This is a genomic window from Brevundimonas denitrificans, assembly GCF_030160755.1.
In the GTDB taxonomy this organism is placed as follows: domain Bacteria; phylum Pseudomonadota; class Alphaproteobacteria; order Caulobacterales; family Caulobacteraceae; genus Brevundimonas; species Brevundimonas denitrificans.
On the sequence record NZ_BSOY01000002.1, the window covers coordinates 1 to 22,084 of the forward strand.

Genomic DNA, 22,084 nt, shown 5'->3' on the forward strand with positions numbered 1-22,084 from the left:
GGCCCGCGCCTGCGTCCGTCCGCCCCAGCTGTCGCGGCCCATCCCCGTCGGCGACGGCGCCGCCCTGCTGGCCCGGCGCCCCGATGTACGTCAGGCCGAACGCCAGCTCGCGGCGGCCGCCGCGCGGGTGAATGTCGCGGTCGCCAACCTCTATCCGACCATCACCCTGGGCGGCTCGGCCGGCGTCACCGCCCTGGACATCGCCGACCTCGGCGAGGGCGACAATTTCCGCTTCAGCCTCGGCCCGCTGATCAGCTGGTCCTTCACCAATCCGGGCGTCAGCCGCGCCCGCGTCGAACGGGCCGATGCCCTGACCGAGGCGGCTCTGGCGACCTTCGACCAGACGGTGCTGCTCGCCTTGCAGGAGACCGAGACGGCCCTCGCCGCCTACGCCAACGAACTGGACCGCCGGACGGCGCTGCAGGCCGCGCGGGACCAGGCCGCGACCGCCGCCCGGCTGTCACGCCTGCGCTTTGACGCCGGCGCCGACAGCTTCCTGTCGGTGCTCGACGCCGAGCGCACCCTGGCCGGCGCGGACGCCCAGCTGGCGGCCTCGGATGCGCTGGTCACCACCTACCAGATCGCCCTTTTCAAGGCGCTTGCGGGCGGCTGGAACGCGGGCTGACGGCCTCCGGTTTCGCACTGCAACAAGAGGGATTGACGTCGCGGGAAGTGTTCGCCACCGTAAGGGCACTCATCAAGACCGGCGGAGGGATAGGCCCTTTGATGCCGGGGCAACCTTCCGGGACTTCCCAGTCCCGGAGATGGTGCCAACTCCTGCGAGGCCTCCCCGGAAGCCGCGAGAGATGAGTGAAGCGACGGCCCCCCTACGTCCGGGGACCGGCTGACTTCACGGGTCTGTCACGCACGAATTGGTTCGCCCCACCGGTTTCGCTGAGCGAGAGCGGAGCGGGCCGTGGCGTCCATTGAAATTCCTGAAGAGACCGCCGGGCGGGACGTCCACGCGGCCATTCCCGACGACTTCCGGCTGGAGTCCGGCCAGCGTCTGACCGCGACGGAGGTGGTCGGCCGCCTGTCCGGCCCCGAGCATGCGCCGCTGGTCGTCGTCGCCGGCGGCATCTCCAGCGGCCGGTTCGCGACGCGCTGGTGGCCGTCGGTGGTCAAGGCCGGCGGGCCCGTGGATCTGAACCGCCTTCGCGTCCTGGCCTTCGACCTGCTGCCGGGTGGCGGGGAGGCCGGCGTCACCATCACCACGGCCGACCAGGCGCGCCTGCTGGCCCTGCTGCTCGACGCCCTCGGTGCACAGCGCATCGACGCCTTTGTCGGCGCCTCCTACGGCGGCTGCATCGGCCTGGCCTTCGCAGCGCTGTTCCCGGAACGGATTGGAGAGCTGGCCGTCATCTCCGCGGCCCACCGCGCCCATCCCGCGGCCACCGCCGTGCGCGGGGTCCAACGCCGGCTGCTGGCCTTCGCCCGCGACTGCGGCCGCGAGGCGGAGGGCGTGGCCCTCGCCCGCCAGCTGGCTATGACCACCTATCGCACCGCCGATGAGTTCGACCTGCGCTTCAGCCAGACCGCGCCCGCCGGGGCTGGCGAACCCTTCCCCGTCTGCGACTACCTGATCGCCAAGGGTTCGGCCTACGCCGGCGCGACCAGCGCCGATCGCTGGATCAGCCTGTCGGACTCGCTGGACCGGCACAGCGTCGATCCGCGCCTTGTGCGCTGCCCTCTGACCGTCGTCGGCTTCAGCTCCGACACCCTGGTGCCGATCGCGGACAACCGCGAACTGGCCGCCGGAGCCCCCAACCTGCGCCGCCTGGTCGAGGCGCCCTCCATCTTCGGCCACGACGCCTTCCTGAAGGAGCGCGAGCTGGTCGGCCGCGTCCTGCACGACGTCCTCAATCCCCTCACCGCCCTCCAGCCCAGCGAGATCGCCGCATGACCGCCCCTGCTCAAGCCCACCCCTGTACGACCGCCGCGCGTCACGGCGTGAACAGCGACCCGGCGCACGGCGCGGTGATGCCGCCGCTCTATCTGTCCTCGAACTACAGCTTCGACGGCCTCGATGGAAAGCGGCGCTACGACTACACCCGGTCGGGCAATCCGACCCGCGATGTGCTGGGCGAAACGCTGGCGAAACTCGAAGGCGGCTGCGGCGCTGTCGTGACGGCGACCGGCATGGCGGCGGTCGACCTGGCCCTGTTCTCCCTTGAGCCCGGCGACCTGCTGATCGCCCCGCACGACCTGTACGGCGGCACCCATCGCCTGCTGTGCGCCCGGGCGAAGCGTGGGCATTTCGACGTTCAGTTCGTAGACCAGAATGACAGCGACGCCCTCGACGCCGCCTTCGCCCTGAAGCCGAAACTGATCCTGATCGAGACGCCGTCCAACCCGCTGATGCGGGTGGTGGACGTGGCCGACATCTGCGCCCGCGCCCATGCCGTCGGCTGCAAGGCGGCGGTGGACAACACCTTCCTGTCACCGGCCCTGCAGCAGCCGCTCGCCCTCGGCGCGGACCTCGTGATCCATTCGACCACCAAATACATCAACGGCCATTCCGACGTGGTCGGCGGCTGCGTGGTGGCGAAGGATCCGGCCGATCTTGAGCAGCTGACCTGGTGGGCCAACTGTCTCGGCGTCACGGGTTCTCCGTTCGACGCCTGGCTGACCCTGCGCGGGGTGCGCACCCTGTTCGCCCGCATTGAACGGCAGCAGGCGACAGCGCAGCGGGTGGCCGAATGGCTGGCCGCCCAGCCGGCGGTCCGCGCGGTCCACTATCCCGGTCTGGCCTCCCATCCGGGCCATGCGATCGCCGCGGGCCAGCAGGCGGGCTTCGGCGCCATGCTCAGTTTCGAACTGCACGACATCGCCGCCGTGCGCGCCTTGGTCGATGAGCTCGAGGTCTTCACCCTGGCCGAGTCCCTCGGCGGGGTCGAAAGCCTGATCGCCCACCCGGCCCTCATGACCCATGCCGCCATGACGCCCGAGGCGCGGCGGACGGCGGGAATCACCGACGGCCTTCTGCGCCTGTCCATCGGACTGGAGCATGCGGACGATCTGCTGGCCGATCTGTCGGCGGCGCTCCGTTCCGTGCCGCTCCCGCTCGCCGCCGAAGCCGCGTGAGGGACACAGCCATGACCGCCCTGCCACTTCCCCTGCCCGGCCCTTCATCGGCCGTCTCCCCCACAGTTCCGTACACGGACGAACCCGTCGCCTTGCTGCAGCTGGACGGCGCCGATCCCGGCGAAGCGGCTTCCGCCGTCTACCGCGAGGTGCGCAGAGGCCGCCGGGTCGTCGCCGTCGCCTGTGGCGGCCGCGACGCCGTCGGGAGCCTCGCGCGGGCTCTGGACGCGATCGGCGTGGAGACGACACGGCCTGCCCAGGGGGAGGCCGTGCTGGGCGCCGGAGTGACCATCGTCGCCGGACCCGAGGCGGTTCCCGGGCGCACGCGGTCAAGGCCGGCGCGGGCGCTGCGCGTGGCCCTGGCCGGCTGTGGCGTGGTCGGCGGGGGAGTCCTGCCGCGCCTGCTGGCCGATGCCCGGTTCGAGGTCGTCGGCGTTCTGGTGCGCGACCCGACCAGGGCCCGCGACACCCCCATACCCGCTGGTCTGGCCGTATCGGACCCGGCGGCCCTGCTGGCGCGTGAGCCGGACATTCTCATCGAGGCGATCTCGGACGCCTCCACCGGTCTGGCCCTGATCCGGGCGGCCCTGACGCGCGGCGTGGATGTGGTGAGCGCCAACAAGCAGGCGGTCGGCGCCGATCTCCCCGCCCTCATCGAGCTGGCCGCGGCGGGCGAGGCGCGCCTGCTCTACTCCGCCAGCGTCGGCGGCGGCGCGGCGCTGATCGAAACCGTCCGAAGAGCGAGAGCCTACGGGACGGTGGTGAGGATCGAGGCCGTGCTCAACGGCACCTGCAACTTCATCCTCAACCGCCTCGCCGAAGGCCGGCCGTTCGGGGAGGCGCTGATCGCGGCGCGTGACGCCGGCTTCGCCGAGGCGGACCCCTCAGCCGACCTGACCGGTCTGGACGCCGCCGCCAAACTGGCCATCCTCGGCCATGAGGCGCTGCGGGGGCGGCTGGCGGCCGATGGCGTCACGCGCCAGACACTGGCCAGTGACTCCGTCCTTCCCGCCGGTCGGGTGCGTCAACTGGCCCGGCTGGACGTCCGCACCGGCGAGGTCTCTGTCGCCCTTCGCGCCGTCGATGGCGACCCGCTGTTCGTCGATCTGGCGGACGAATGGAACGCCCTGCGGGTCACGACGGGAGACGGCCGGGTCTTCACCGCGCGCGGTCGAGGCGCCGGGCGGGCGCCGACCGCCGAAAGCGTCTGGGCCGATCTGACCGACCTCGCCGAACTGCGCGCGAACGCCAAAGAAAACGCCGCCGGTTCCCGGGAACCGGCGGCGCTGGAGTCGCCTTGATCAGGAGACGATCAGAAGCGGTAGCGGGCGCCGACGAAATACTGCCGGCCGGTGTGGTGATAGACAGAGGTGCTTTCGCGATCGAGGCCGTCGCCGACGAACTGGTGGTTCTCCTCATCGGTCAGGTTCAGGGCTTCGAAGGTCAGCTCGACCTGTTCGCTGATCTGCCAGGCGGCGGAGGCGTCGATATTGAGCGTCTCCATCTTGCCTTCGATCGCATTGCCGTTCCGGCCTGGGACGTTCTGGATGTAGCCGTCACGCGAGGCGGCCGAGACGCGGGCCGAGAAGGCGTCGTCCTCATAGTACAGGGTGGCGTTCCAGGAGGCCGGGGACAGGTTGATCAGGTCTTCGGTCTGGAACACCGTGCACAGGGCGTTGGCGCAGTAGTCGATCTCGGACTCGACGTGGGTGTAGTTCAGCTGGACGCCGAGGTTCGACAGCGGCCCCGGCAGGAAGCGGAACGGCTGCTGGTAGCTGATTTCGAAGCCCTTCAGCGGCCCGCCCTCGGTGTTCACCGCGGCGGTCAGCTGGAAGATCGTACTGGCCGAACAGGCGCCCGTGCAGAACCCGGGCGCGAAGGCGGACGGGTTCAGGGTCGTCAGGCTGGCATAGGGCAGGTCCTGGCGCAGGATCTGGATGTAGGTGTCGATGTCCTTGTAGAAATAGGCAAAGGACAGCAGGCTTTCCGGCGCGAAATACCATTCGACGCTGAGGTCGTAGGTGGTCGCCCGGAAGGGCTCGAGCTTCACATTGCCGATCGTGGCGGTGAAGTTCGGACCGGTCGCCGCCAGCGAGGTCGTGGGCACCAGATAGTTGGTGCCGGCCAGGGTGTTGCCGATCTGGGGCCGGGCCATGACCTTGGCGACGCCGAAGCGAACGATCAGGTCCTCGATCGGCTCCAGCGACAGGTTCATGGACGGCAGGGTGTCCATGTACTCGTTTTCACCGGTCACGAGCGTGCCGCCGCCCGTCGAGCTGTAGCCCTCCGCGTTGAGCACGGTCTGGACCTGACGGACGCCGACGTTGCCGCGGAAAGGCATGTCCCACAGCAGGGTGTTGAAGTCGGCCTGGATGTAGGCGGCGGCGTCTTCTTCCTGGATCGTGCGGTTGCCGCCGCGGGCGTTGCCGTTGGTGATGCTCGTCAGACGGAAGTCGCCGCCGGGTACGCCGGTGTCGCAGTTGCAGTAGATGTTGAACAGCGAGGCGATGGCGTCGAGGTCGGGGCGCAACCAGCTGGTGGAAGTCCCGGCCGGAACCAGATTGACCCCGAATCCGGTCAGCAGGTTCGAGATGTTCGCCACGGTCGTGCCAGCGGGCAACACCGGGACCACCGTTTCGTCCGTGCGGCGCATGTCGAAAGAGCTGGACTCGTAGCTCTTCCAGTTGATGCCGGCCTTGATCGTCAGCCAGTCCTGGGCGTCGTATTCGATGTCCGCCTGCATGGACTCGAACAGCGTGTCCACGCCGTTCGGCCGCAGGCGGATTTCCGACCGCGGTACGCCGGAGGTCGACGGCCGCCATTCCCAACCGGCCGGGCTGGTGACGTCAAAGCCGTAGTTGATCACCGGGGCGTCGGGGTTGCCGCGGAAGTCCCACGAATAGCCGGCGATGTTAGAGCGATCGAGCGTAACGGTCGTCTGGATCGGATTGTCGAAATTCGACTCGGCCCGGCCATAGTACCAGCTGCCGCGCAGACGGTCGCTGAAGTCGTGCTCGGCCGTCAGGCTCCACTGCAGGAACTCGGTCGACAGGACGTCGAAGCGGCTTTCCGACCGGACGTCGACGTTGTCGAACAGGCCGTAGACCAGCATGCCGTTCTCGACCACGGCCTCGCGGACGTGGATCTGGGTCTGCCCGCCGGCCGCCGCGTTGCGGCTGAACGACAGGGACTCGAGGAAGTCTTCCTGACGGGTCGCGTCCAGTTTGGAATAGAGAACGTCCAGCGAGAAGGTGGTGCTGTCCGCGGGCCGCCACTGGAAGGCGCCGGTGACGCCCAGACGTTCCTGGGTATGGCTCAGGCGGCCATAGCGCGGCAGGCGCGGGATGAAGACATTGGCCTGGTTGGCCGTGTTGTAGGCGGCGATGTTGGCGGCGGTATTCGCCGGACGGGCCACGCCGGTGGCGCAGTTGGCCGCCGACGAGCCGGTCGATCCGCTGTTGCCGGGGTTCTGGGGCGCGACGCCGACCGGCGAGCAGAAGCCGCCGCTGTTGGTGGCGCCCGGCGCGGCGGCGGGGGCCCAGCGCACCGAGCTGAAGCCTTCCTCGAGCGAGTCACGCTCGCTGTAGGCCACCGAGACCAGCGCGCCGAACTGATCGTTTTCCCCGAAGGTGTCGCTGATCAGGAAAGCCGTCCGCGGGCTCCAGGATTCAGACAGGTCGTTGTAGCCGCCCTGGAACGAGGCGGCCATTGTGAAGCCGTCGTAGTCGAACGGCCGGGTCGCCTGCAGGTCGACCGTGGCGCCCAGCGAGCCCTCTTCAGTCTCGGCGGCGGCGGTCTTGCGCACGGTGATGCGGCTGAACAGCTCCGAGGCGAAGACGTTGAAGTCGAAGCCGCGACCGCGGTTGGCGCCGCCTGACGAGTCGGTGCCGCCGGCGGTGGCCTGGGCTTCCATGCCGTTGATGCGGGTGCGGGTGAAGTCGGAGCCGAGGCCGCGGACTGTGATCGAACGGCCCTCGCCGGCGTCACGGTCGATCGCGACGCCCGGGACGCGCTGGATCGACTCGGCCAGGTTCAGGTCGGGGAAGTCGGCGATATCCTCGGCGACGATGACGTCGATGACGTTGGCGTCGCGCCGCTTGGCGTCGAGGCCGGCCGTCAGACTGGCGCGGAAGCCGGTGACGATGATTTCGTCGATCTCGGACGGGTCTTGCTGCGGCGGCGCGGTCTGGGCCGCGGCGGCTCCGGCGCCCAGGCCGAGCGACAGGGCGACGGCCAGGCCGGACGCTCCGGCGAACAGGCTACGACGAAGAGTGCGGGTCATCCCCGGCTGAATGGCTTGCAACATATGCTCCCTCCCAATGGGCATACAGAACGCCGAGGTGGCCCCGGTCTATGTGTTTTTGCGACCCGGCGTCTTTGGCCCAATCGTTTGACACCGGTGTCATCTTCGCGTGGAATGGGTTCTGACACCGGTAGCAATCACGAGCCTAACCCGATGATCCATGTTTTCGCAACCCCGCTTCGGCGCCTCCTTGTCACCAGCGTTGCGGTAACCGCGATTTGCGTGTCGTCGGGAGCACACCCCGCCTCCGCACAGACCCTGGACGGGGTTATCGCCTTTCCCGGCGCCGAGGGCGCGGGCCGCTTCGCTCTCGGCGGACGCGGCGGGCGGGTGCTGCGCGTCACCCATCTGGGCGATGCGGGGCCGGGCAGCCTGCGGGCGGCGGTCGAGGCTGACGGCCCGCGTACGGTGATCTTCGACATCGGCGGCGTGATCCGCCTGGCCTCGCCCCTGACCGTCCGACGCGGCCGCATCACGATCGCCGGCCAGACCGCGCCTGGCGGCGGAATCACCCTGCGAGACCACCCGCTGGTCGTGGCTGCAGACGATGTGGTCATCCGCCATATCCGCTCGCGTCTCGGCGACGAGAGCGGGGTGGAGGCCGACGCCGTCTCGGTCGAACGCGGCCGCCGGATCATCCTCGATCACATCTCCGCCTCCTGGTCGGTCGACGAGACCCTGTCGGTCGGCAGCCGCTACAGTCCGCCCGGGCGCGGCATCTATGACGTCACCGTGCAGTGGTCCCTGATCGCGGAATCGCTGAACGCCTCGGGCCACGCCAAGGGCGATCACGGCTACGGCTCGCTGGTGCGCGGCGGGCATGGCGCGCGCATGACCTTCCACCACAATCTGTGGGCCGCGCACCGGGCGCGGATGCCCCGGCCGGGTAACTACAATCCGCCATCGGTCGATCCCGAAGGGCCCCGGTTCGAGTTCCGCTCCAATGTCTTCTACGACTGGAGCGGCGAACACGCCGGCTATAACGCCGACACGGACAGCCTGTCGGCCTACGCCTTCATCGGCAACGCCTACATCCCCGGGCCGGACTCGGTCGGACGCTGGGCCTTCGAGGAATCGAACCCACGGGCCCGCGCCTGGTTCGAGGGCAATGCCATGGACGGCCTCCTCCCGGCCGACCCCTGGAGTCTGGTGAAGGATTCGGACCGCCCGGACTACCGGTTGGCGGCCCGGCCGGACTGGGCGGATGCTGCAACTGAAACGGCGATGGAGGCCGAGGCCCGCGTTCTGGACCGGGTCGGCGCCGGCCGGGTCCGCGACGCCGTGGACGCCCGGATTATCGAGGGCGTTCGCGCCCGCACTTCGCGCATCATCGACAGCCAGTCCCAGGTCGGCGGCTGGCCGGAACTGGAGGCGGGTTCACCGTGGATCGACAGCGACGGCGACGGCATGCCCGACGACTGGGAGACGGCCCACGGCCTCGATCCGGCGGATCCCGCCGACGGAACAGCCGACCGCGACGGCGACGGTTTCACCCATCTCGAGGCCTGGCTGAACAGCCTCTGATCAGCGCGCCAGCCAGCCGCCGTCGACCGCCAGCACCGTGCCGTGGACATAGGCGGCGGCGTCCGACGCCAGGAACACCGCCGCGCCGCTGATGTCCGACGGATCGCCCCAACGCCCCGCCGGGATGCGGGCGAGGATGTCGCGGTTGCGGGTCTCGTCGGCGCGCAGGGCCTCGGTGTTGTTGGTCGAGAAATAGCCCGGCGCTATGGCGTTGACGTTGATGCCCTTCGACGCCCATTCGCAGGCCAGCAGTCGCGTCAGGCCCGCCAGTCCGCTCTTGGACGCCGTATACGACGGCACCCGGATCCCGCCCTGGAAGCTCAGCATCGAACAGATGTTGATGATCTTGCCGCCCCGTCCCGCGCCCGCCCACGTCCGGGCCACGGCTTGGCTGAGGAAGAAGGCGGTCTTCAGATTGGTGTCGATCACCGCGTCCCAGTCCTCTTCGGTGAAGTCGAGGCTGTCGTTGCGACGGATGATGCCGGCGTTGTTGACGAGGATGTCGATGGCCCCGACGGCCGCGACGGCCTGGGCCACCACATCGGCGATGGGGGCGATCGTGGACAGGTCCGCGGGGATGGCGTGCAGGGCCCGACCCGCCTCCGCCACCATGGCCGCGGTCCCGGTCGGCGCCGACCGGCCGACGGCGACGATGTCCGCCCCGGCCTGCGCCAGTCCGACGGCGATGGCCTGGCCGAGTCCGGTGTTGGCGCCGGTGACCATGGCGGTCCGCCCGGTGAGGTCGAAGCCGCTCATTTCAGCTGGCAGATGTCGAGGACGGTCATGTCCGTATAGTCCAGGTTCTCGCCGCCCATGGCCCAGATGAAGGTGTAGTTCGAGGTGCCCGAGCCCATATGGATCGACCACGGCGGCGACACCACCGCCTCGCCGTCGGCGACCACGATATGCCGCTGGGCGTCCGGCTCGCCCATGAAGTGGAAGACGCGGTCGTTCTCGCCGAGACCAAAGTAGAAATAGACCTCCGACCGCCGGTCGTGCAGGTGCGGCGGCATGGTGTTCCACACCGATCCGGTCTTGAGGATCGTCAGTCCCAGCAGCAGCTGGCACGACTGGCAGGTGGCCGGAACGATGTACTGATAGATGGTGCGCTCGTTCGACGTCTCCAGCGCGCCCCGCTCCAGCGGCACCGCCTGGCTGAGCGAGATGTGCTTCGTCTCGTAGCGCACGTGAGCCGGCGTCGAGGCGAGGTAGAAGCGGGTGGCGCCGGAGAAGGTCACTTCCTTCGAACCCATGGCGACGTAGAGGCCGTCGTTGGCCTCCAGCGTATAGGCCTTGCCGTCCACCGTGACCGTGCCGGTCACGCCGCCGACATTGACCACGCCCAGTTCGCGCCGCTCGAGGAAAGGATGCCCCGCGGCCGAGGCCGGCTCGGTCTGGTCGGGCAGTCTCACCGTCATCCCCTCCGGCTCCACGCCGCCGATCACGAAGCGTTCGTAGTGGGTGTAGTTCAGACGGATGCGCCCCCCCTCGAACAGGCCGTCGATCAGATAGCGCTCGCGCAGCTGATCGTTGGTGACCCCGTCCATCATGTCCGGATGGGTGGCGTGATAGGTCTTGCAGTACATGGGGATCACCTTGGCGGGGTCATAGCGCGCCGTCTAGGTAACCGGTGTCATGTCTGGCCGCAAGTCGCGCGCGGTCAGCCGGATCAGCCGTGGGCAGCCTGCTCCAGGCGGGTCTCCCGATCCAGCGCCTTCCGGACGGCCGTCGCCAGTTCCGACAGCCGGAAGGGTTTGCGCAACAGGTCCTCCAGCGGCATCACCCGGTCGACGGCCTCCATGTCCGCATAACCGGTCGCGAGAATGATCGGCAGACCGGGCACGGTCGTCCGGGCCTGAATGACGACGTCGACCCCGGTCATCCCGGGCATGGCGTAGTCCACGATCATAAGATCCGGCCGTTCCTTGCGCAGCATGCGCAGGGCCGATTCACCCTCGGCCGCTTCATCGACATTGTAGCCGAGCGATTGCAGGCAATCGACGATGAAGCGCCGCACGGCCTCGTCGTCATCGACCACCAGAATCCGCTGGTTCGGCCCATCCGCGTCGACCGCCATCCTGGACACTTCCTCCGGAGCCGGGACGGTCGCTTCGGCTGCGGGCAACCAGATTTCCAGCGTCGAGCCCTGCCCTTCGACGCTCGCCAGCCGCACCGTGCCGCCCGATTGCTGGGCGATGCCATAGACCTGGCTCAGGCCGAGGCCGGTGCCCTTGCCGATCGGCTTGGTGGTGAAAAAGGGGTCGAACACCTTGGACAGCAGATGGGGTGGAATGCCTGTTCCGGAGTCGCGGACACTGATCACCGCATAGTCGCCCGGCGCCAGATCCCCGCCTTCCGCGGTCCGGCCGCTGGTGGCGATTGTCAGGACCCCGCCGTCCGCCATGGCGTCCCGCGCATTGATCGACAGATTCAGGATCGCGAGTTCCAGCTGGTTGGCGTCCGCCAGGGCCCAGGGGCTCGCCGCGTCCAGGACCATCTCGATCCGCACCATCGGACCGATCGTGCGGCCCAGCAGATCATGCATGCCTGTCACGAGACTGTTCAGATCGACCGCCTTCAGGTTCAGATTCTGCGTCCGCGAAAACGCCAGCAGCTGGTGGGTCAGCTTGGCCGCCCGGTCCGCGGCCTGACGCGCGAAATCCGCCAGTCGGGCGGTCTTCTCATCGTCGGTGCGACGCTGGATCAGCTCCAGATTGCCGAAGATCACGGTGAGGAGATTGTTGAAGTCGTGCGCGATGCCGCCCGTCAGCTGCCCCACCGCCTCCATCTTCTGCGACTGCGCCAGCGCGGCCTGGGCTCGCTCGCGCTCGGCAATTTCCTGCATCAACTGGTTGTTGGCCGAGGACAGTTCCTCGGTGCGTTCGGCAATCCGCGTCTCAAGCGAGCCGTTGAGGTTGGTCAGCCGCTCTTCCGCCGCCTGAAGGTCCTCAAGGCGACGGCGGGCCTCATACTGACGGCTGCGTCCGCGCATGGCCGAGTTGACGGCGCTGGCCAGGGTTTCGCTGTGCACCGGCCGCTCCAGCACGACGACATTGCCGAGCTGCTCGAGGATTCTCAGCGCATCCTGCGGTCGCCGCCCGGCCCGTTTGGTGGCCAGCAGAATGAAGGGGAAGTCGGACCATGAAGGCTGCTCGCCCAGCCAGTCGTCCAGCGCGGTCGTGTCGGATTCCAGCAGGGACTCTTCGGTCACCACCGCGATGGCCGCTCCGCGCCGTCCTTCGCGCGCCAGTTCGACGCAGTCGCCGCAGATCAGGCTCTCGTGGCCCGCCCGCGCGAGAAGCTGTTCGATGACCGCCGCGTCCCGGCCCTTGACGGCCAGCAGCAGGATGCGCGATTCCACTCGCTCACTCCCCGCCGGCGGCGGGATCCGCGGCCATCAGGGGCGTCGAGCCCCGATAGTTCGGCAGGCCCGTCAGGACGCCCTCGAAATCCTTCAGCGGATCGCCGATCCGGATGCCGCCCCGCGCGAGGCGGAATTCCCGGATGCTGGACTGGTGCTCGGTGGTCCGGCTCTTGGCGACCGAGATCGCCTTCAGCACATTGCCGCGCGACTCGAAATACCGGAACAGCACGATGGTGTCGGACAGATAGCTGAGGTCGATCTCGGAGCGGACATCGCCGACGATGCCGTGCTGACCGAGAATCAGCACCGTGATCACGCCCTGCTGGTTCAGATAGCTGAGCATCTCATGCATCTGCAGAAGCAGGTATTTCTCGCCGGGCATGGCCTGCAGGAAGGCGTTGAGGCTGTCGATGGCGATGAAGCCGACGCCGTCCTGCTCGACGGCCCGCCGGATCCAGCTTGCGAACTCGCCGGGAGACAGTTCGGCCGGGTCGATCTGGAACACCTGCAGCATGCCGCTGTCGACATGGGGCTGAAGGTCCATTCCCATGGCCTTCGATCGGGCGAGCATCGTCGCCATGCCCTCGTCGAACAGATAGTAGGCGGCCTTCTCTCCGCGTTTGATCGCTTCAAGCCCGCAGCAGACCGCCGTCGTGGTCTTGCCCACGCCAGACGGCCCGTTCAGAAGCGTGTTGGTTCCGGGCGAAAGGCCGCCGCCCAGCATCTCGTCCAGATGATCAATCCCCGTGGAAACGAGGGCGTCCGTAAACTCCGCATGGTGGTCGGCCGCCACGAGCCGCGGAAACACCGCGACCCCGCCCGTCTCGATCGCGAAATCGTGGAAGCCGCCGCGATACTTCACGCCGCGCATCTTCACCACGCGCAGCCGCCGCCGCTCGGAGCCATATTCCTGGGCCGCCTGTTCCAGCGTGATCACGCCGTGCGCGATACTGTGCAGTTGCAGGTCGCCGGGGTCGGAGCTGCGGTCGTCCAGAAGCAGGACGGTGCACTGGCGGGTCGAGAAATACTGTTTCAGCGCGAGGATCTGCCGCCGGTAGCGCAGCGAGTCCTGGGCCAGCAGGCGCATCTCCGACAGGCTGTCGAACACCACGCGCGAGGGCCTGAGCCGGTCCACGCACTCCATCACGCCCGCGATGGTCTCGCCCAGTTCCACCTCCGACGGGTCGAGGATCGACTGCTCGCTGTCCGGGTCCAGACCGTCCTCGCTGACCAGTTCGAACAGCTCGATCCCGTCCAGCGCCCAGCCATGGCTGCGACCGACTTCGCGCAACTCCGCGGCCGTCTCCGAGAGGGTGATGTAGAGTCCGGGCTCGCCGGCGCGCGCACCCTCCAGCAGGAACTGCAGGGCGATCGTCGTCTTGCCGCTGCCGGGCGTGCCTTCCAGCAGATAGGAGCGATTGGCCGTCAATCCTCCCCCGAGGATCGTGTCCAGCTCAGGAACGCCCGTGGAGACACGGAGCGAGGCGGAAGTGGACGTGGCGGGCATGGGCCTTCTCAGCAGTCGCTCGGGGAGGTGAGCCGAGGAACAACGAGCTTTGCCGGAATTGGCTCCCTGAAAGCAGCGCTTCGGCGCCGCCGCGGGCCGGGATCAGCGCCCGGGCGCCGCCGTGGAATCCCTCACCACCAGCGAGGGGTCGACCTCCGGCTGGACCAGGGTGGCGGGATCGAGGCCGCGCAATCCGGCCGTCAGCTTCTCGGCCGCCATCCGGCCCATGTCGCGGATCGGCAGGCGGACGGTGGTCAGGTTGGGCCAGACGCGCGACGCCATCGGCAGGTCGTCGAAGCCGACGATCGACAGGTCGCGCGGCACGTCCAGACCGGCGTCGCGCGCCGCCTTCATGACGCCGATGGCCATCTCGTCGTTGCCGGCGAAGATCGCGGTCGGCGGTTCCGTCATGGCCAGCAGGCTCGCAGCTGCCTCGACCCCGGATTCGAAGGTGTAGGCGCCCTGGCGCACATAGCGGTCATCGAGGACCAGCCCGTGCTCGGCCAGCCCCTCGCTGAACCCCCTCCCCCGCTCGTGCGAAGACCGGAAGCTGTCCGGGCCCGAGATGAAGGCCACGCGGCGATGCCCCAGCTCGGCCAGATGCCGCGCCGCCTGGGCCGCCCCCCGGCTGTCGTGGGTCACCACCATACAGGCCGGCTCGTCCAGCGAGACCGAGGCGATCCGGACATAGGGACAGTCCGCCTCCTTCAGGATGGCCACCACCCTGTCATCCTCGGACACCGACGGCGGCATGACCACGCCGAACAGCTTCTGCCGCACGATGAAGGCCCGCACCTCGTTCAGGAATGTGTCCGTGCCCCGGTTGCAGGGATGGACGACCAGTTCCAGGCCCGAGCCGCGCACCGCATCCAGCACGCCCTGCTGCATGTTGACGACATAGTTCGGGCTGGGATTGTCATAGATCATCCCGACCAGGAACGACCGCCGGAAGGCCAGCCCCCGCGCCTGCGGATCCGGGGTGAAGCCGTTTTCGGCAATGACCGCCTCGACCCGCTTGCGCGTCTCTTCCTTGACGAAGGGCGAGTTGTTGATGACCCGCGAGACGGTCTTCTTCGACACCCCGGCCAGCCGGGCGATGTCGTTGATCGTGGCGGGCTTGCCGCCGGTCCGTCCGGATTTGTTCACTGAGGAGGTCTCTCTGGTCGAACGCTGTCCTTAGCCGTTGCCGCAGGCGCTGTCAGCGGTCACGTCCCGCGCCGCACGGCCGGGCGATCCAGCACCTCTTCGCGCAACGGCGTCATGAAACGCAGGTCCCAGTCGTCGGGATTGAACGGCTTGCGCGTGGCCTCAACGACGGCCGGATAGCCGCCGACCTCGCGCTCGTGATCGATGATCTCGCCGCGCCCCTCGGCCACCTCGGCGATCAGCAGCACATCGCGCATGTCACGGTCCCAGGGCCGCGCGCCGACCCGGGACAGCACGGCGCGCTGGACGTCCTCGGCCGCCATCGGCGTCAGCCCTTCCCACCACACCGGCGGGCGGCGCACCTGGATGATCCGGGCCGGGCTGGTGGTGTACCGCCCGAACATCCGGATCGGCTCCCCGACCTGGTCCACGGCGATGTTGTCGCGGCCGTAGTATTCCACGTCGCCGGCCCCGCCGATCATCATGAAGGCCAGATGCTCGCTCGGCGTCGACGGGCCGGCGCGCAGGACGTTGCCGATCACCGTCATCTTGCCGACCTCGAATGGAACGGTCCCCCATTCCTCGGGCGCGAGGTTGTAGTGGATGGCCCGCGGCCCCGGATTGTAGATCAGGTTGTTGACGATCACCCCGTGCACCCCGCCCTTGAACAGGGGGCTGCGCTCATAGTTGTGGGCGTACAGATTGCCGACGATCAGCAGGCCGGTGACATTGTCGTGGATCAGCGATCCCTTGGAGTGCTCGCCCTTGGAATGGGTCGAATAGGCCAGGCTCTCGCCGTTCAGATTGTTCGAGAAGGTGATGTTGTGGCTGGTGCCCTGGCGCCATTCCTGCGGCGTCGACCCGGTGAAGCGCGGTCCCGAGGCCGACAGGTTCTCGTCGGTCGCCCAGGTCAGGCTGCAGTGGTCGATGATGACGTTGTACGCGCCGATAGTGGAGATGCCGTCCTCGTCCCAGCCGCTCATCCACTCGCCGCCGGCCGAACCCGGCCGGATGCGGATGTGCTGGACCACGACGTCATGGGCGGTGATGTCCATGCCGCCGCGGATGATGGTGACGCCCGGCGAGGGCGCCGTCTGGCCTGCGATGGTGATGAAGGGGTTGCGCAGGCGCAGCGTCTGGCGGCCCAGGTCGATGACCCCGCCCACCTCGAACACCACGATCCGGGGGCCCTCGGCCTCAATGGCTTCACGCAATGAGCCAGGGCCCGCGGCGTCCAGATTGGTGACCCGGATGATTCGCCCGCCCCGCCCGCCCGGCGTCTGCGCCGCCCAGCCCAGGGCGCCGGGAAAGGCCGGCAGCGGGGCGTCGGCCACGACCGGCGCGACCTCCTGCGCCAGTGCGGGCGAGGCGGGCCCGGCGGGGAGAATGAGGGCGGCCGCGAGGGCGGCGAGGCGGAGCAGGGTCATGATTCCATCCTATCGCACGGTCGCCTGTCGTCGCGACCTTGAGCCGGGGCGGCGCCGGAAAGGCTTCGCCGGATTCAAATTGACACCGGTTTCCTTCCTGCGCAATGTCTGCCGCAACAGGGAGGCGGCGTGAGCCACGCACACGATAATTCAGCGACTTCGCCGATCGCGCGGGCCTTTGTCGGCGCGCGCCGCAGCGGGCGTGCGCTCGAGGCCTATCCGGGCCTGCAGCCTGAATCGCTCGAGGCCGCCTACGCCATCCAGGATGAGGCGATCGCCGCCTGGCCGGACCGGATCGCGGGTTGGAAACTGGGCCGGATCAACGCCCCGCACGATGCGCGCTTCGGCGCCGGGCGGCTGGCCGGGCCGATCTTTTCGCGCAACGTCTGGACGGCCGCGCACACCCCGACCCGGTTCGGCGTGATCGAGGGCGGCTTCGCGGCGGTCGAGGCGGAATATGTGCTCGAAACGGGCGAGACCGCCCCGGATCGGGGCGACTGGACCGTCGATACGGTGGCTCCGCTGGTGTCCCGGATCTTCGCCGGCGTCGAGATCGCGGGCAGTCCCTTCGCGGGCATCAACGACCACGGTCCGGCCGTCACGGCGTCGGACTTCGGCAACAACGCCGGCCTGATTCTGGGCGGCGAGATCGTCGGCTGGCGCGAGCGCCTGTCCAGCCTGACCTGCACCATGAGCATCAACGACGTCGTCGTCGGGCGCGGCGGCGCGACGGCCATTCCCGGCGGACCGCTCGATTCCCTGGCCTTCCTGCTGAACCTGCTGCACCGGCGGGGTCGGCGGCTGGAGGCGGGACAGCTGGTCTCGACGGGCGCCGCCACCGGGGTGCACGATATCTTCGCCGGTCAGTCCGCCTCCGCAGATTTTGGGCCCGACGGGCGTATCGACTGTCTCGCGGTCCCGGCGACAGGAGCCATCGCATGAGCCTGACCCGTCGCACGCTCGGTCTCGCGGGCCTGTCCGGCCTCGGCCTCGCCGCCTGCGCGCCGCGCCCGGCCGCCAATGGCCGGACCATCTTCAACGCCGTCGACGTCCACCCAGCCGACTATCCGACCGTCACCGCGGTCAAATGGATGGGCGACGAGCTGGGTCGCCTCACCGACGGCCGCCTCGGCGTACGCCAGTTCCCGGCGGGACAACTGGGCAATGAGGATGACTCCATCGGCCTGACCCGTTTCCAGGCGGTCGACATCTGCCGCGTCGCCGTAGCCGCCCTGAACAACGCCTTCCCCGAGACCCGGCTGCTGGCCCTGCCCTATGTCTACCGCTCGGTCGCCCATGTGCGGGCCGTGGTCGACGGCGCCATCGGCACGGAGCTGCTCAATGTCTTCGAGGGCCGGGGTCTGGTCGGCCTGGCCTATTACGACGCCGCCCCGCGCTGCTTCTACAATGTCCGCCATCCGGTCAGCGAACCGGGGCAGATGCGCGGCCTGAAGATGCGCGCGCCGCAGTCGGACATCTTCCTCGACTCCATCCGGGCCATGGGCGCCAATCCCACACCCCTGACCTTCGGCGCCGTCTTCTCCTCGCTGCAGACCCATCTGATCGACGGGGCGGAAAACAACTGGCCCAGCTATCAGTCGAGCCGCCAGTTCGAGGTCGCCCGCTTCTGGAGCCAGACGGAACACTCCTTCTCGCCGGACGCCCTGCTGATGTCCAAGGCCAGCCTCGAGCGGCTGAGCGCCGCCGACCAGGACCTGGTCCGCGACGTCGCCCGCCGCTCGGTGCCGGTCATGCGGGCCCTGTGGGACGAACGCGAGGCCAGGGCCCGCGCCACCGTCATCGCAGCGGGAACCCAGGTGTCCGAGGTCGACAAGGCCGCCTTCGCCGCCACCGTCCGGCCGGTGCTGGACAAATATCTCGCCGAGCCGCGCCTGCGCGCGCTCCACGAACGGATCGCAGCGGTCGCCTGAACGGCCGCGCAAACCATCGGCGCTCAGGGAGGGCCCGAAGATGTCTGAACCTCGACGCGGCTTCGCCCGTGCGCTCGACAGTCTGGCGCTGCTCGCCATGGCCCTGGCCGGGATCGCCCTGGTGCTCATGGCCCTGATCCAGGCCTGGCAGGTCTTCGCCCGCTATGTGCTGAACGACAGCCCCGGCTGGACCGAGCCCCTGGCCCTTCTGCTGATGAGTTTCGCCGTCATGTTCGGGGCCTCGGTGGCCGTACGGCGCGAAAGCCATTTCGCTTTCCAGTCTCTGCAGCACGCCATGCCGACGCCGGTGCAGTGGCTGATGAAGTCGGTCTCCCGCCTGATCGCCGCCGCCGCGGGCGCAGGACTGATGGTGCTGGGCGGAACCCTGATGATCGACGACTGGCCGGTGCCCATGGCGGGCGCGCCCCTGCCATCAGGCCTGAAGTTCGCGGCCCTGTGCGTGGGCGGGGGCCTGATCCTGATCTTCGCGCTCGAACGCCTTCTGACCGGCGACTATCACGCGCCCGTGGCCGACGCCCCCAAAGACGCCTCCGGGGCGGAGGACTGATCATGGAATACATCATCCTTTTCGGCCTTCTGGCCATTCTTCTGGCCATCGGCGTGCCGGTCGCCTTCTCCCTGCTGGCTGCGACCCTGGCCACAGTGCTGTACCTGGCCCTGCCGCCGATCGTGGTGTTCCAGCAGATGGGATCCGACATCACCTCGGTCGCCCTGCTGGCCATTCCCCTGTTCATCTTCACCGGCGAGTTGATGATGAAGGGCGGCCTGTCCGACCGGATGATCGCCCTCGCCTCCTCCATGGTGGGCCATATCCGCGGCGGCCTGGGCCAGGTCACGGTCGTCGGCTCGACCCTGTTCGGCGGCGTCTCGGGCAGCGCCATCGCCGACGTCTCGGCCATCGGCGGCACCATGATCCCCCAGATGCAGAAGCGCGGCTATGACAGCGACTACGCCGTCAACGTCACCATCTCGGCGGCGCTGGTGGCCCTGCTGGTGCCGCCCTCACACAATATGATCCTGTATTCGGCCTCGGCCGGGGGCGGAGTGTCGATCTCCGACCTGTTCGCGGCGGGCATCCTTCCGGCCGGCCTGCTGGCCATGTCCCTGATGGTCACCGCCTATGTCCTGGCGCGGCGCCGCGGCTATGCCGCCGAACCCTTCCCGGGCTTCGGGACCGTGCTGACCCGGCTGGTCGCGGCCATCCCCGGCCTGCTGCTGGTCGGCATCATCTTCGGCGGCATCCGGGGGGGCGTCTTCACCGCGGTCGAGAGCGCCTCCATCGCCGTGGTCTACGCCACCGTCGTGACCGGCATCGTCTATCGCCACATGAGCTGGACCGCCTTCAAGGCCGCCTGCACCGGCGCGGCGCGAACCTCGGGCGCCGTGCTGTTCATCATCGGCTGCGCCGGCGCCTTCGGCTGGCTGATGGCCTATATGCAGGTGCCGACCATGATGGTCGATCTGCTGCAGACCCTGACCGACAACCCGATCCTGATCCTGCTGCTGATCAACGTCATCCTGCTGGTGCTCGGCACCTTCATGGACATGGCGCCGCTGATCATCATCTGCACGCCGATCTTCCTGCCTGTGGCCAAGGCCTATGGCGTGGACCCGGTGCAGTTCGGCGTCATCCTGCTGCTCAACTGCGGCATCGGCCTGATCACTCCGCCGGTCGGATCGGTGCTGTTCGTCGGCAGCGCCATCGCCCGCGTGCCGATGACCCACAGCCTGCGCTCGATCTGGCCCTTCTATCTCGCTTGCACCGGGGTGCTGATGCTGGTCACCTTCGTCCCGGCGCTTTCGCTGTGGCTGCCCTCGCTGATGAAATGACAGACCCGCTGGCCGTTCGCCCGGCCGAAGACTGCCGCTGGGACTGCGTCGCCCTGGGCGAGGTCATGCTTCGTCTCGACCCGGGCGAGGGCCGGATCCGCACGGCCCGGTCCTTCCAGGTCTGGGAGGGCGGCGGCGAATACAATGTCGCGCGCGGCCTGCGGAAAACCTTCGGCCTGCGCACCTCGGTCGTCACGGCCCTGCCGCGCAACGAGATGGGCGCCCTCGCCGAGGACCTGATCCTGCAGGGCGGCGTCGATACGTCCCACATCCTGTGGCGCGAGGCTGACGGCGTAGGCCGCAACACCCGGATGGGATTGAATTTCACCGAGCGCGGGTTCGGCGTGCGCGGCGCCCTCGGAGCCTCGGACCGGGCCAATTCCGCCGCCTCACAGATGCGGCCGGATGAGGTCGACTGGGACGCCCTGTTCGGCGGAGAGGGCGTGCGCTGGCTCCACACCGGCGGCATCTTCGCCGCCCTGTCGGAAAGCACGGCCGCGACGACGCTCGCCGCCATCCGCGCCGCCAAACGCCACGGGGTCGTGGTCAGCTACGACCTCAACTACCGCGCCAGCCTGTGGTCCAGCCATCCGGACCCCGACGCCGCCCGTCGGGTCAACCGGGAGATCGCCGGCCTGGTCGATGTGTTGATCGGCGACGAATATGCATATGAGTCCTGCCTCGGCATCAGCGGTCACGCCCCGCGCGCGGACCCGACCGACGCCGCGCCGTTCGACGCCCTGGTCGCCCGCGCGGCCGCCGACCTGCCCAATGTCAGGATTTTCGCCGCCACCCTCCGCGACCCGATCTCGGCCTCGATCAACCGCTGGGGCGCTGTCCTCTGGGCAGGCGGAAAACGCTATGCCACGGCGGTGCGCGAGATCGCGGTTCTCGACCGCGTGGGCGGCGGCGACGGCTTCGTCTCGGGCATGGCGTACGCCTTCCTGAACGGCCTCGGATCCCGGACAGCGGTCGACTATGGCGCGGCCCACGGGGCGCTGGCCATGACCACCCCCGGCGACAACGCCATGACGTCCCGGGATGAGGTCGCCGCCCTCGCCGACGGACGCGGGGCGGCGGCGATCCGTTAGTCTGTCCATGACTTCCGGTTGTCGGGAGCATCCCTCTGAAACCACGCCGATTCAGTCCGCATACGCATTTTTGACTACAGCGGCGGCGCAACCACCGGGATTGAATCGTGGACAAATTGACAAGCGGGGCTGTTCATTCACATTTCTGTATGCAACCTCGGCTATGTGCATTCATTAAGTGCCACTCAACCCCGGAGACTGACTGATGAAGAAAACCATTGCAGCCATCACAGCCGGCCTCCTGCTCGTCGCAGGTCAGGCCGCCGCCCAGAACAACAGCGCGACCGTCCGCGTCGGCGACCGTATCGGCGCTGAAGCCGGCGCCTCGAGCGAGTTCGCCGGCGTGCCGATCGCTGTGCTGCTCCTCGGCGGCGCCGCGCTGATCACCCTGATCGTCGTCGCCACCGATGACGACAGCGAGAGCGACTAAGCCTTTCGACCGTTCTGGTCACAAATATCGCCCCCGTCGCGCAAGCGGCGGGGGCTTTGCTTTGCGCCCCGCCGCGCGGCCGGACTCAGGCCCGCTCTTCCTCGTCTCCGCAGAGCGAACACTGGAAGCGGGCGACCTTTGACTTCGACGGCACGGGCCTGAGAACCGAAGTCCGGCCGAACTCGAACCGGCATCGCTTGCATTCGTCGGCCTGCGGCTCCCGGGCGGCAAGCACCCGTTCAATGGCCGCCGCCTTCTCTGCGACCCTCGCGCGAGCCCGTGCTTCATCCGCCTGCGCCCGGGCGATGTCCTGGTGCGCATCCGCCTTCTCGCGTTCGAGCCGTTCCACAAGCCGGCGTCGGTAGAGGTCGTTGTCCGCCATTCCATCCCCTCTTGCTGGTCCGCAGCGAGAGACAGAAGAGAACG

At 68.6% G+C, this 22,084-nt stretch carries 19 protein-coding genes and 1 riboswitch; of the genes, 11 read left to right on the top strand and 8 right to left on the bottom strand.

Features of this window, described 5'->3' with window-relative positions; all coding sequences use genetic code 11:
• The 4 genes from QQJ79_RS00765 to QQJ79_RS00780 all read left to right on the top strand — a co-directional run.
• The coding region (locus QQJ79_RS00765; RefSeq protein WP_284220080.1) for a TolC family protein at positions 1–625 on the top strand (625 nt) is incomplete at its 5' end.
• Positions 626–691: 66 nt separating this feature from the next.
• Positions 692–813, top strand: a riboswitch (SAM riboswitch).
• A gap of 103 nt (positions 814–916) precedes the next feature.
• Positions 917–1,903 carry a homoserine O-succinyltransferase MetX gene (gene metX / locus QQJ79_RS00770; protein ID WP_284220083.1) on the top strand — a complete coding sequence of 329 codons (987 nt, stop codon included), beginning with the start codon at positions 917–919 and terminating at the stop codon, positions 1,901–1,903.
• Entirely contained in the window at positions 1,900–3,084 is a 1,185-nt protein-coding gene (gene metB, locus QQJ79_RS00775) for a cystathionine gamma-synthase (protein WP_284220085.1), read from the top strand. The genes metX and metB overlap by 4 nt, the downstream gene beginning before the upstream one ends.
• 11 nt (positions 3,085–3,095) lie before the next feature.
• Entirely contained in the window at positions 3,096–4,385 is a 1,290-nt protein-coding gene (locus tag QQJ79_RS00780; protein WP_284220086.1) for a homoserine dehydrogenase, read from the top strand.
• A gap of 11 nt (positions 4,386–4,396) precedes the next feature.
• Here the strand turns inward: QQJ79_RS00780 and QQJ79_RS00785 are convergent, their stop codons facing one another.
• Positions 4,397–7,390, bottom strand: a complete 2,994-nt coding sequence (locus tag QQJ79_RS00785; protein ID WP_284220088.1) for a TonB-dependent receptor — start codon at positions 7,388–7,390, stop codon at positions 4,397–4,399.
• A gap of 219 nt (positions 7,391–7,609) precedes the next feature.
• Here QQJ79_RS00785 and QQJ79_RS00790 point away from each other — a divergent pair, with 219 nt between their 5' ends.
• Entirely contained in the window at positions 7,610–8,911 is a 1,302-nt protein-coding gene (locus tag QQJ79_RS00790) for a pectate lyase (RefSeq protein WP_284220090.1), read from the top strand.
• Here QQJ79_RS00790 and kduD read toward each other — a convergent pair whose 3' ends face one another.
• From kduD to QQJ79_RS00820, 6 genes are all read right to left on the bottom strand, one after another.
• A complete protein-coding gene (kduD, locus tag QQJ79_RS00795) occupies positions 8,912–9,667 on the bottom strand; it encodes a 2-dehydro-3-deoxy-D-gluconate 5-dehydrogenase KduD (protein ID WP_284220095.1) in 756 nt (251 codons plus the stop codon).
• On the bottom strand, positions 9,664–10,497 hold the full coding sequence (gene kduI / locus QQJ79_RS00800) for a 5-dehydro-4-deoxy-D-glucuronate isomerase (protein ID WP_284220097.1): 834 nt from the start codon (positions 10,495–10,497) through the stop codon (positions 9,664–9,666). Before kduI ends, kduD begins: the two co-directional genes overlap by 4 nt.
• Before the next feature lie 83 nt (positions 10,498–10,580).
• The gene (locus QQJ79_RS00805) at positions 10,581–12,272 is read right to left on the bottom strand and encodes a response regulator (protein WP_284220099.1); all 1,692 of its coding nucleotides are present in this window, start codon (positions 12,270–12,272) and stop codon (positions 10,581–10,583) included.
• Positions 12,273–12,276: 4 nt separating this feature from the next.
• A complete protein-coding gene (locus QQJ79_RS00810; protein ID WP_284220101.1) occupies positions 12,277–13,782 on the bottom strand; it encodes an ATPase domain-containing protein in 1,506 nt (501 codons plus the stop codon).
• A gap of 102 nt (positions 13,783–13,884) precedes the next feature.
• Positions 13,885–14,928, bottom strand: coding sequence for a LacI family DNA-binding transcriptional regulator (locus QQJ79_RS00815; protein ID WP_284220103.1), 1,044 nt, complete (start codon positions 14,926–14,928; stop codon positions 13,885–13,887).
• 59 nt (positions 14,929–14,987) lie between these two features.
• Positions 14,988–16,355 carry a pectate lyase family protein gene (locus tag QQJ79_RS00820; RefSeq protein ID WP_284220104.1) on the bottom strand — a complete coding sequence of 456 codons (1,368 nt, stop codon included), beginning with the start codon at positions 16,353–16,355 and terminating at the stop codon, positions 14,988–14,990.
• Between the two features lie 129 nt (positions 16,356–16,484).
• Here QQJ79_RS00820 and QQJ79_RS00825 point away from each other — a divergent pair, with 129 nt between their 5' ends.
• The 6 genes from QQJ79_RS00825 to QQJ79_RS00850 all read left to right on the top strand — a co-directional run bounded on the left by QQJ79_RS00825 (position 16,485) and on the right by QQJ79_RS00850 (position 21,658).
• Positions 16,485–17,297: a 2-keto-4-pentenoate hydratase gene (locus tag QQJ79_RS00825; protein WP_284220106.1), complete on the top strand. Its 813-nt coding sequence runs from the start codon at positions 16,485–16,487 to the stop codon at positions 17,295–17,297.
• The gene (locus tag QQJ79_RS00830) at positions 17,294–18,286 is read left to right on the top strand and encodes a TRAP transporter substrate-binding protein (protein ID WP_284220108.1); all 993 of its coding nucleotides are present in this window, start codon (positions 17,294–17,296) and stop codon (positions 18,284–18,286) included. The genes QQJ79_RS00825 and QQJ79_RS00830 overlap by 4 nt, the downstream gene beginning before the upstream one ends.
• Positions 18,287–18,326: 40 nt before the next feature.
• A complete protein-coding gene (locus QQJ79_RS00835) occupies positions 18,327–18,854 on the top strand; it encodes a TRAP transporter small permease (protein WP_284220109.1) in 528 nt (175 codons plus the stop codon).
• A 2-nt stretch (positions 18,855–18,856) separates the two neighbouring features.
• The gene (locus QQJ79_RS00840) at positions 18,857–20,137 is read left to right on the top strand and encodes a TRAP transporter large permease (protein WP_284220111.1); all 1,281 of its coding nucleotides are present in this window, start codon (positions 18,857–18,859) and stop codon (positions 20,135–20,137) included.
• Positions 20,134–21,228 carry a sugar kinase gene (locus QQJ79_RS00845; RefSeq protein WP_284220112.1) on the top strand — a complete coding sequence of 365 codons (1,095 nt, stop codon included), beginning with the start codon at positions 20,134–20,136 and terminating at the stop codon, positions 21,226–21,228. Before QQJ79_RS00840 ends, QQJ79_RS00845 begins: the two co-directional genes overlap by 4 nt.
• Before the next feature lie 205 nt (positions 21,229–21,433).
• A complete protein-coding gene (locus QQJ79_RS00850) occupies positions 21,434–21,658 on the top strand; it encodes a hypothetical protein (protein ID WP_284220114.1) in 225 nt (74 codons plus the stop codon).
• 85 nt (positions 21,659–21,743) lie between these two features.
• Here the strand turns inward: QQJ79_RS00850 and QQJ79_RS00855 are convergent, their stop codons facing one another.
• Complete coding sequence (locus tag QQJ79_RS00855; protein WP_284220115.1) at positions 21,744–22,040, bottom strand: hypothetical protein; 297 nt, start codon at positions 22,038–22,040, stop codon at positions 21,744–21,746.
• Positions 22,041–22,084: the final 44 nt, after the last annotated feature.

What these genes read in the sequence shown, in the direction of transcription:
- QQJ79_RS00810 (WP_284220101.1), bottom strand. Translation starts at nt 13,782, where the DNA reads ATGCCCGCCACGTCCACTTCCGCCTCGCTCCGTGTCTCCACGGGCGTT.
- QQJ79_RS00840 (WP_284220111.1), top strand. Translation starts at nt 18,857, where the DNA reads ATGGAATACATCATCCTTTTCGGCCTTCTGGCCATTCTTCTGGCCATC.
- QQJ79_RS00855 (WP_284220115.1), bottom strand. Translation starts at nt 22,040, where the DNA reads ATGGCGGACAACGACCTCTACCGACGCCGGCTTGTGGAACGGCTCGAA.
- kduD (WP_284220095.1), bottom strand. Translation starts at nt 9,667, where the DNA reads ATGAGCGGCTTCGACCTCACCGGGCGGACCGCCATGGTCACCGGCGCC.
- QQJ79_RS00845 (WP_284220112.1), top strand. Translation starts at nt 20,134, where the DNA reads ATGACAGACCCGCTGGCCGTTCGCCCGGCCGAAGACTGCCGCTGGGAC.
- QQJ79_RS00780 (WP_284220086.1), top strand. Translation starts at nt 3,096, where the DNA reads ATGACCGCCCTGCCACTTCCCCTGCCCGGCCCTTCATCGGCCGTCTCC.
- QQJ79_RS00820 (WP_284220104.1), bottom strand. Translation starts at nt 16,355, where the DNA reads ATGACCCTGCTCCGCCTCGCCGCCCTCGCGGCCGCCCTCATTCTCCCC.
- QQJ79_RS00835 (WP_284220109.1), top strand. Translation starts at nt 18,327, where the DNA reads ATGTCTGAACCTCGACGCGGCTTCGCCCGTGCGCTCGACAGTCTGGCG.
- QQJ79_RS00785 (WP_284220088.1), bottom strand. Translation starts at nt 7,390, where the DNA reads ATGTTGCAAGCCATTCAGCCGGGGATGACCCGCACTCTTCGTCGTAGC.
- QQJ79_RS00850 (WP_284220114.1), top strand. Translation starts at nt 21,434, where the DNA reads ATGAAGAAAACCATTGCAGCCATCACAGCCGGCCTCCTGCTCGTCGCA.
- QQJ79_RS00830 (WP_284220108.1), top strand. Translation starts at nt 17,294, where the DNA reads ATGAGCCTGACCCGTCGCACGCTCGGTCTCGCGGGCCTGTCCGGCCTC.
- kduI (WP_284220097.1), bottom strand. Translation starts at nt 10,497, where the DNA reads ATGTACTGCAAGACCTATCACGCCACCCATCCGGACATGATGGACGGG.
- metB (WP_284220085.1), top strand. Translation starts at nt 1,900, where the DNA reads ATGACCGCCCCTGCTCAAGCCCACCCCTGTACGACCGCCGCGCGTCAC.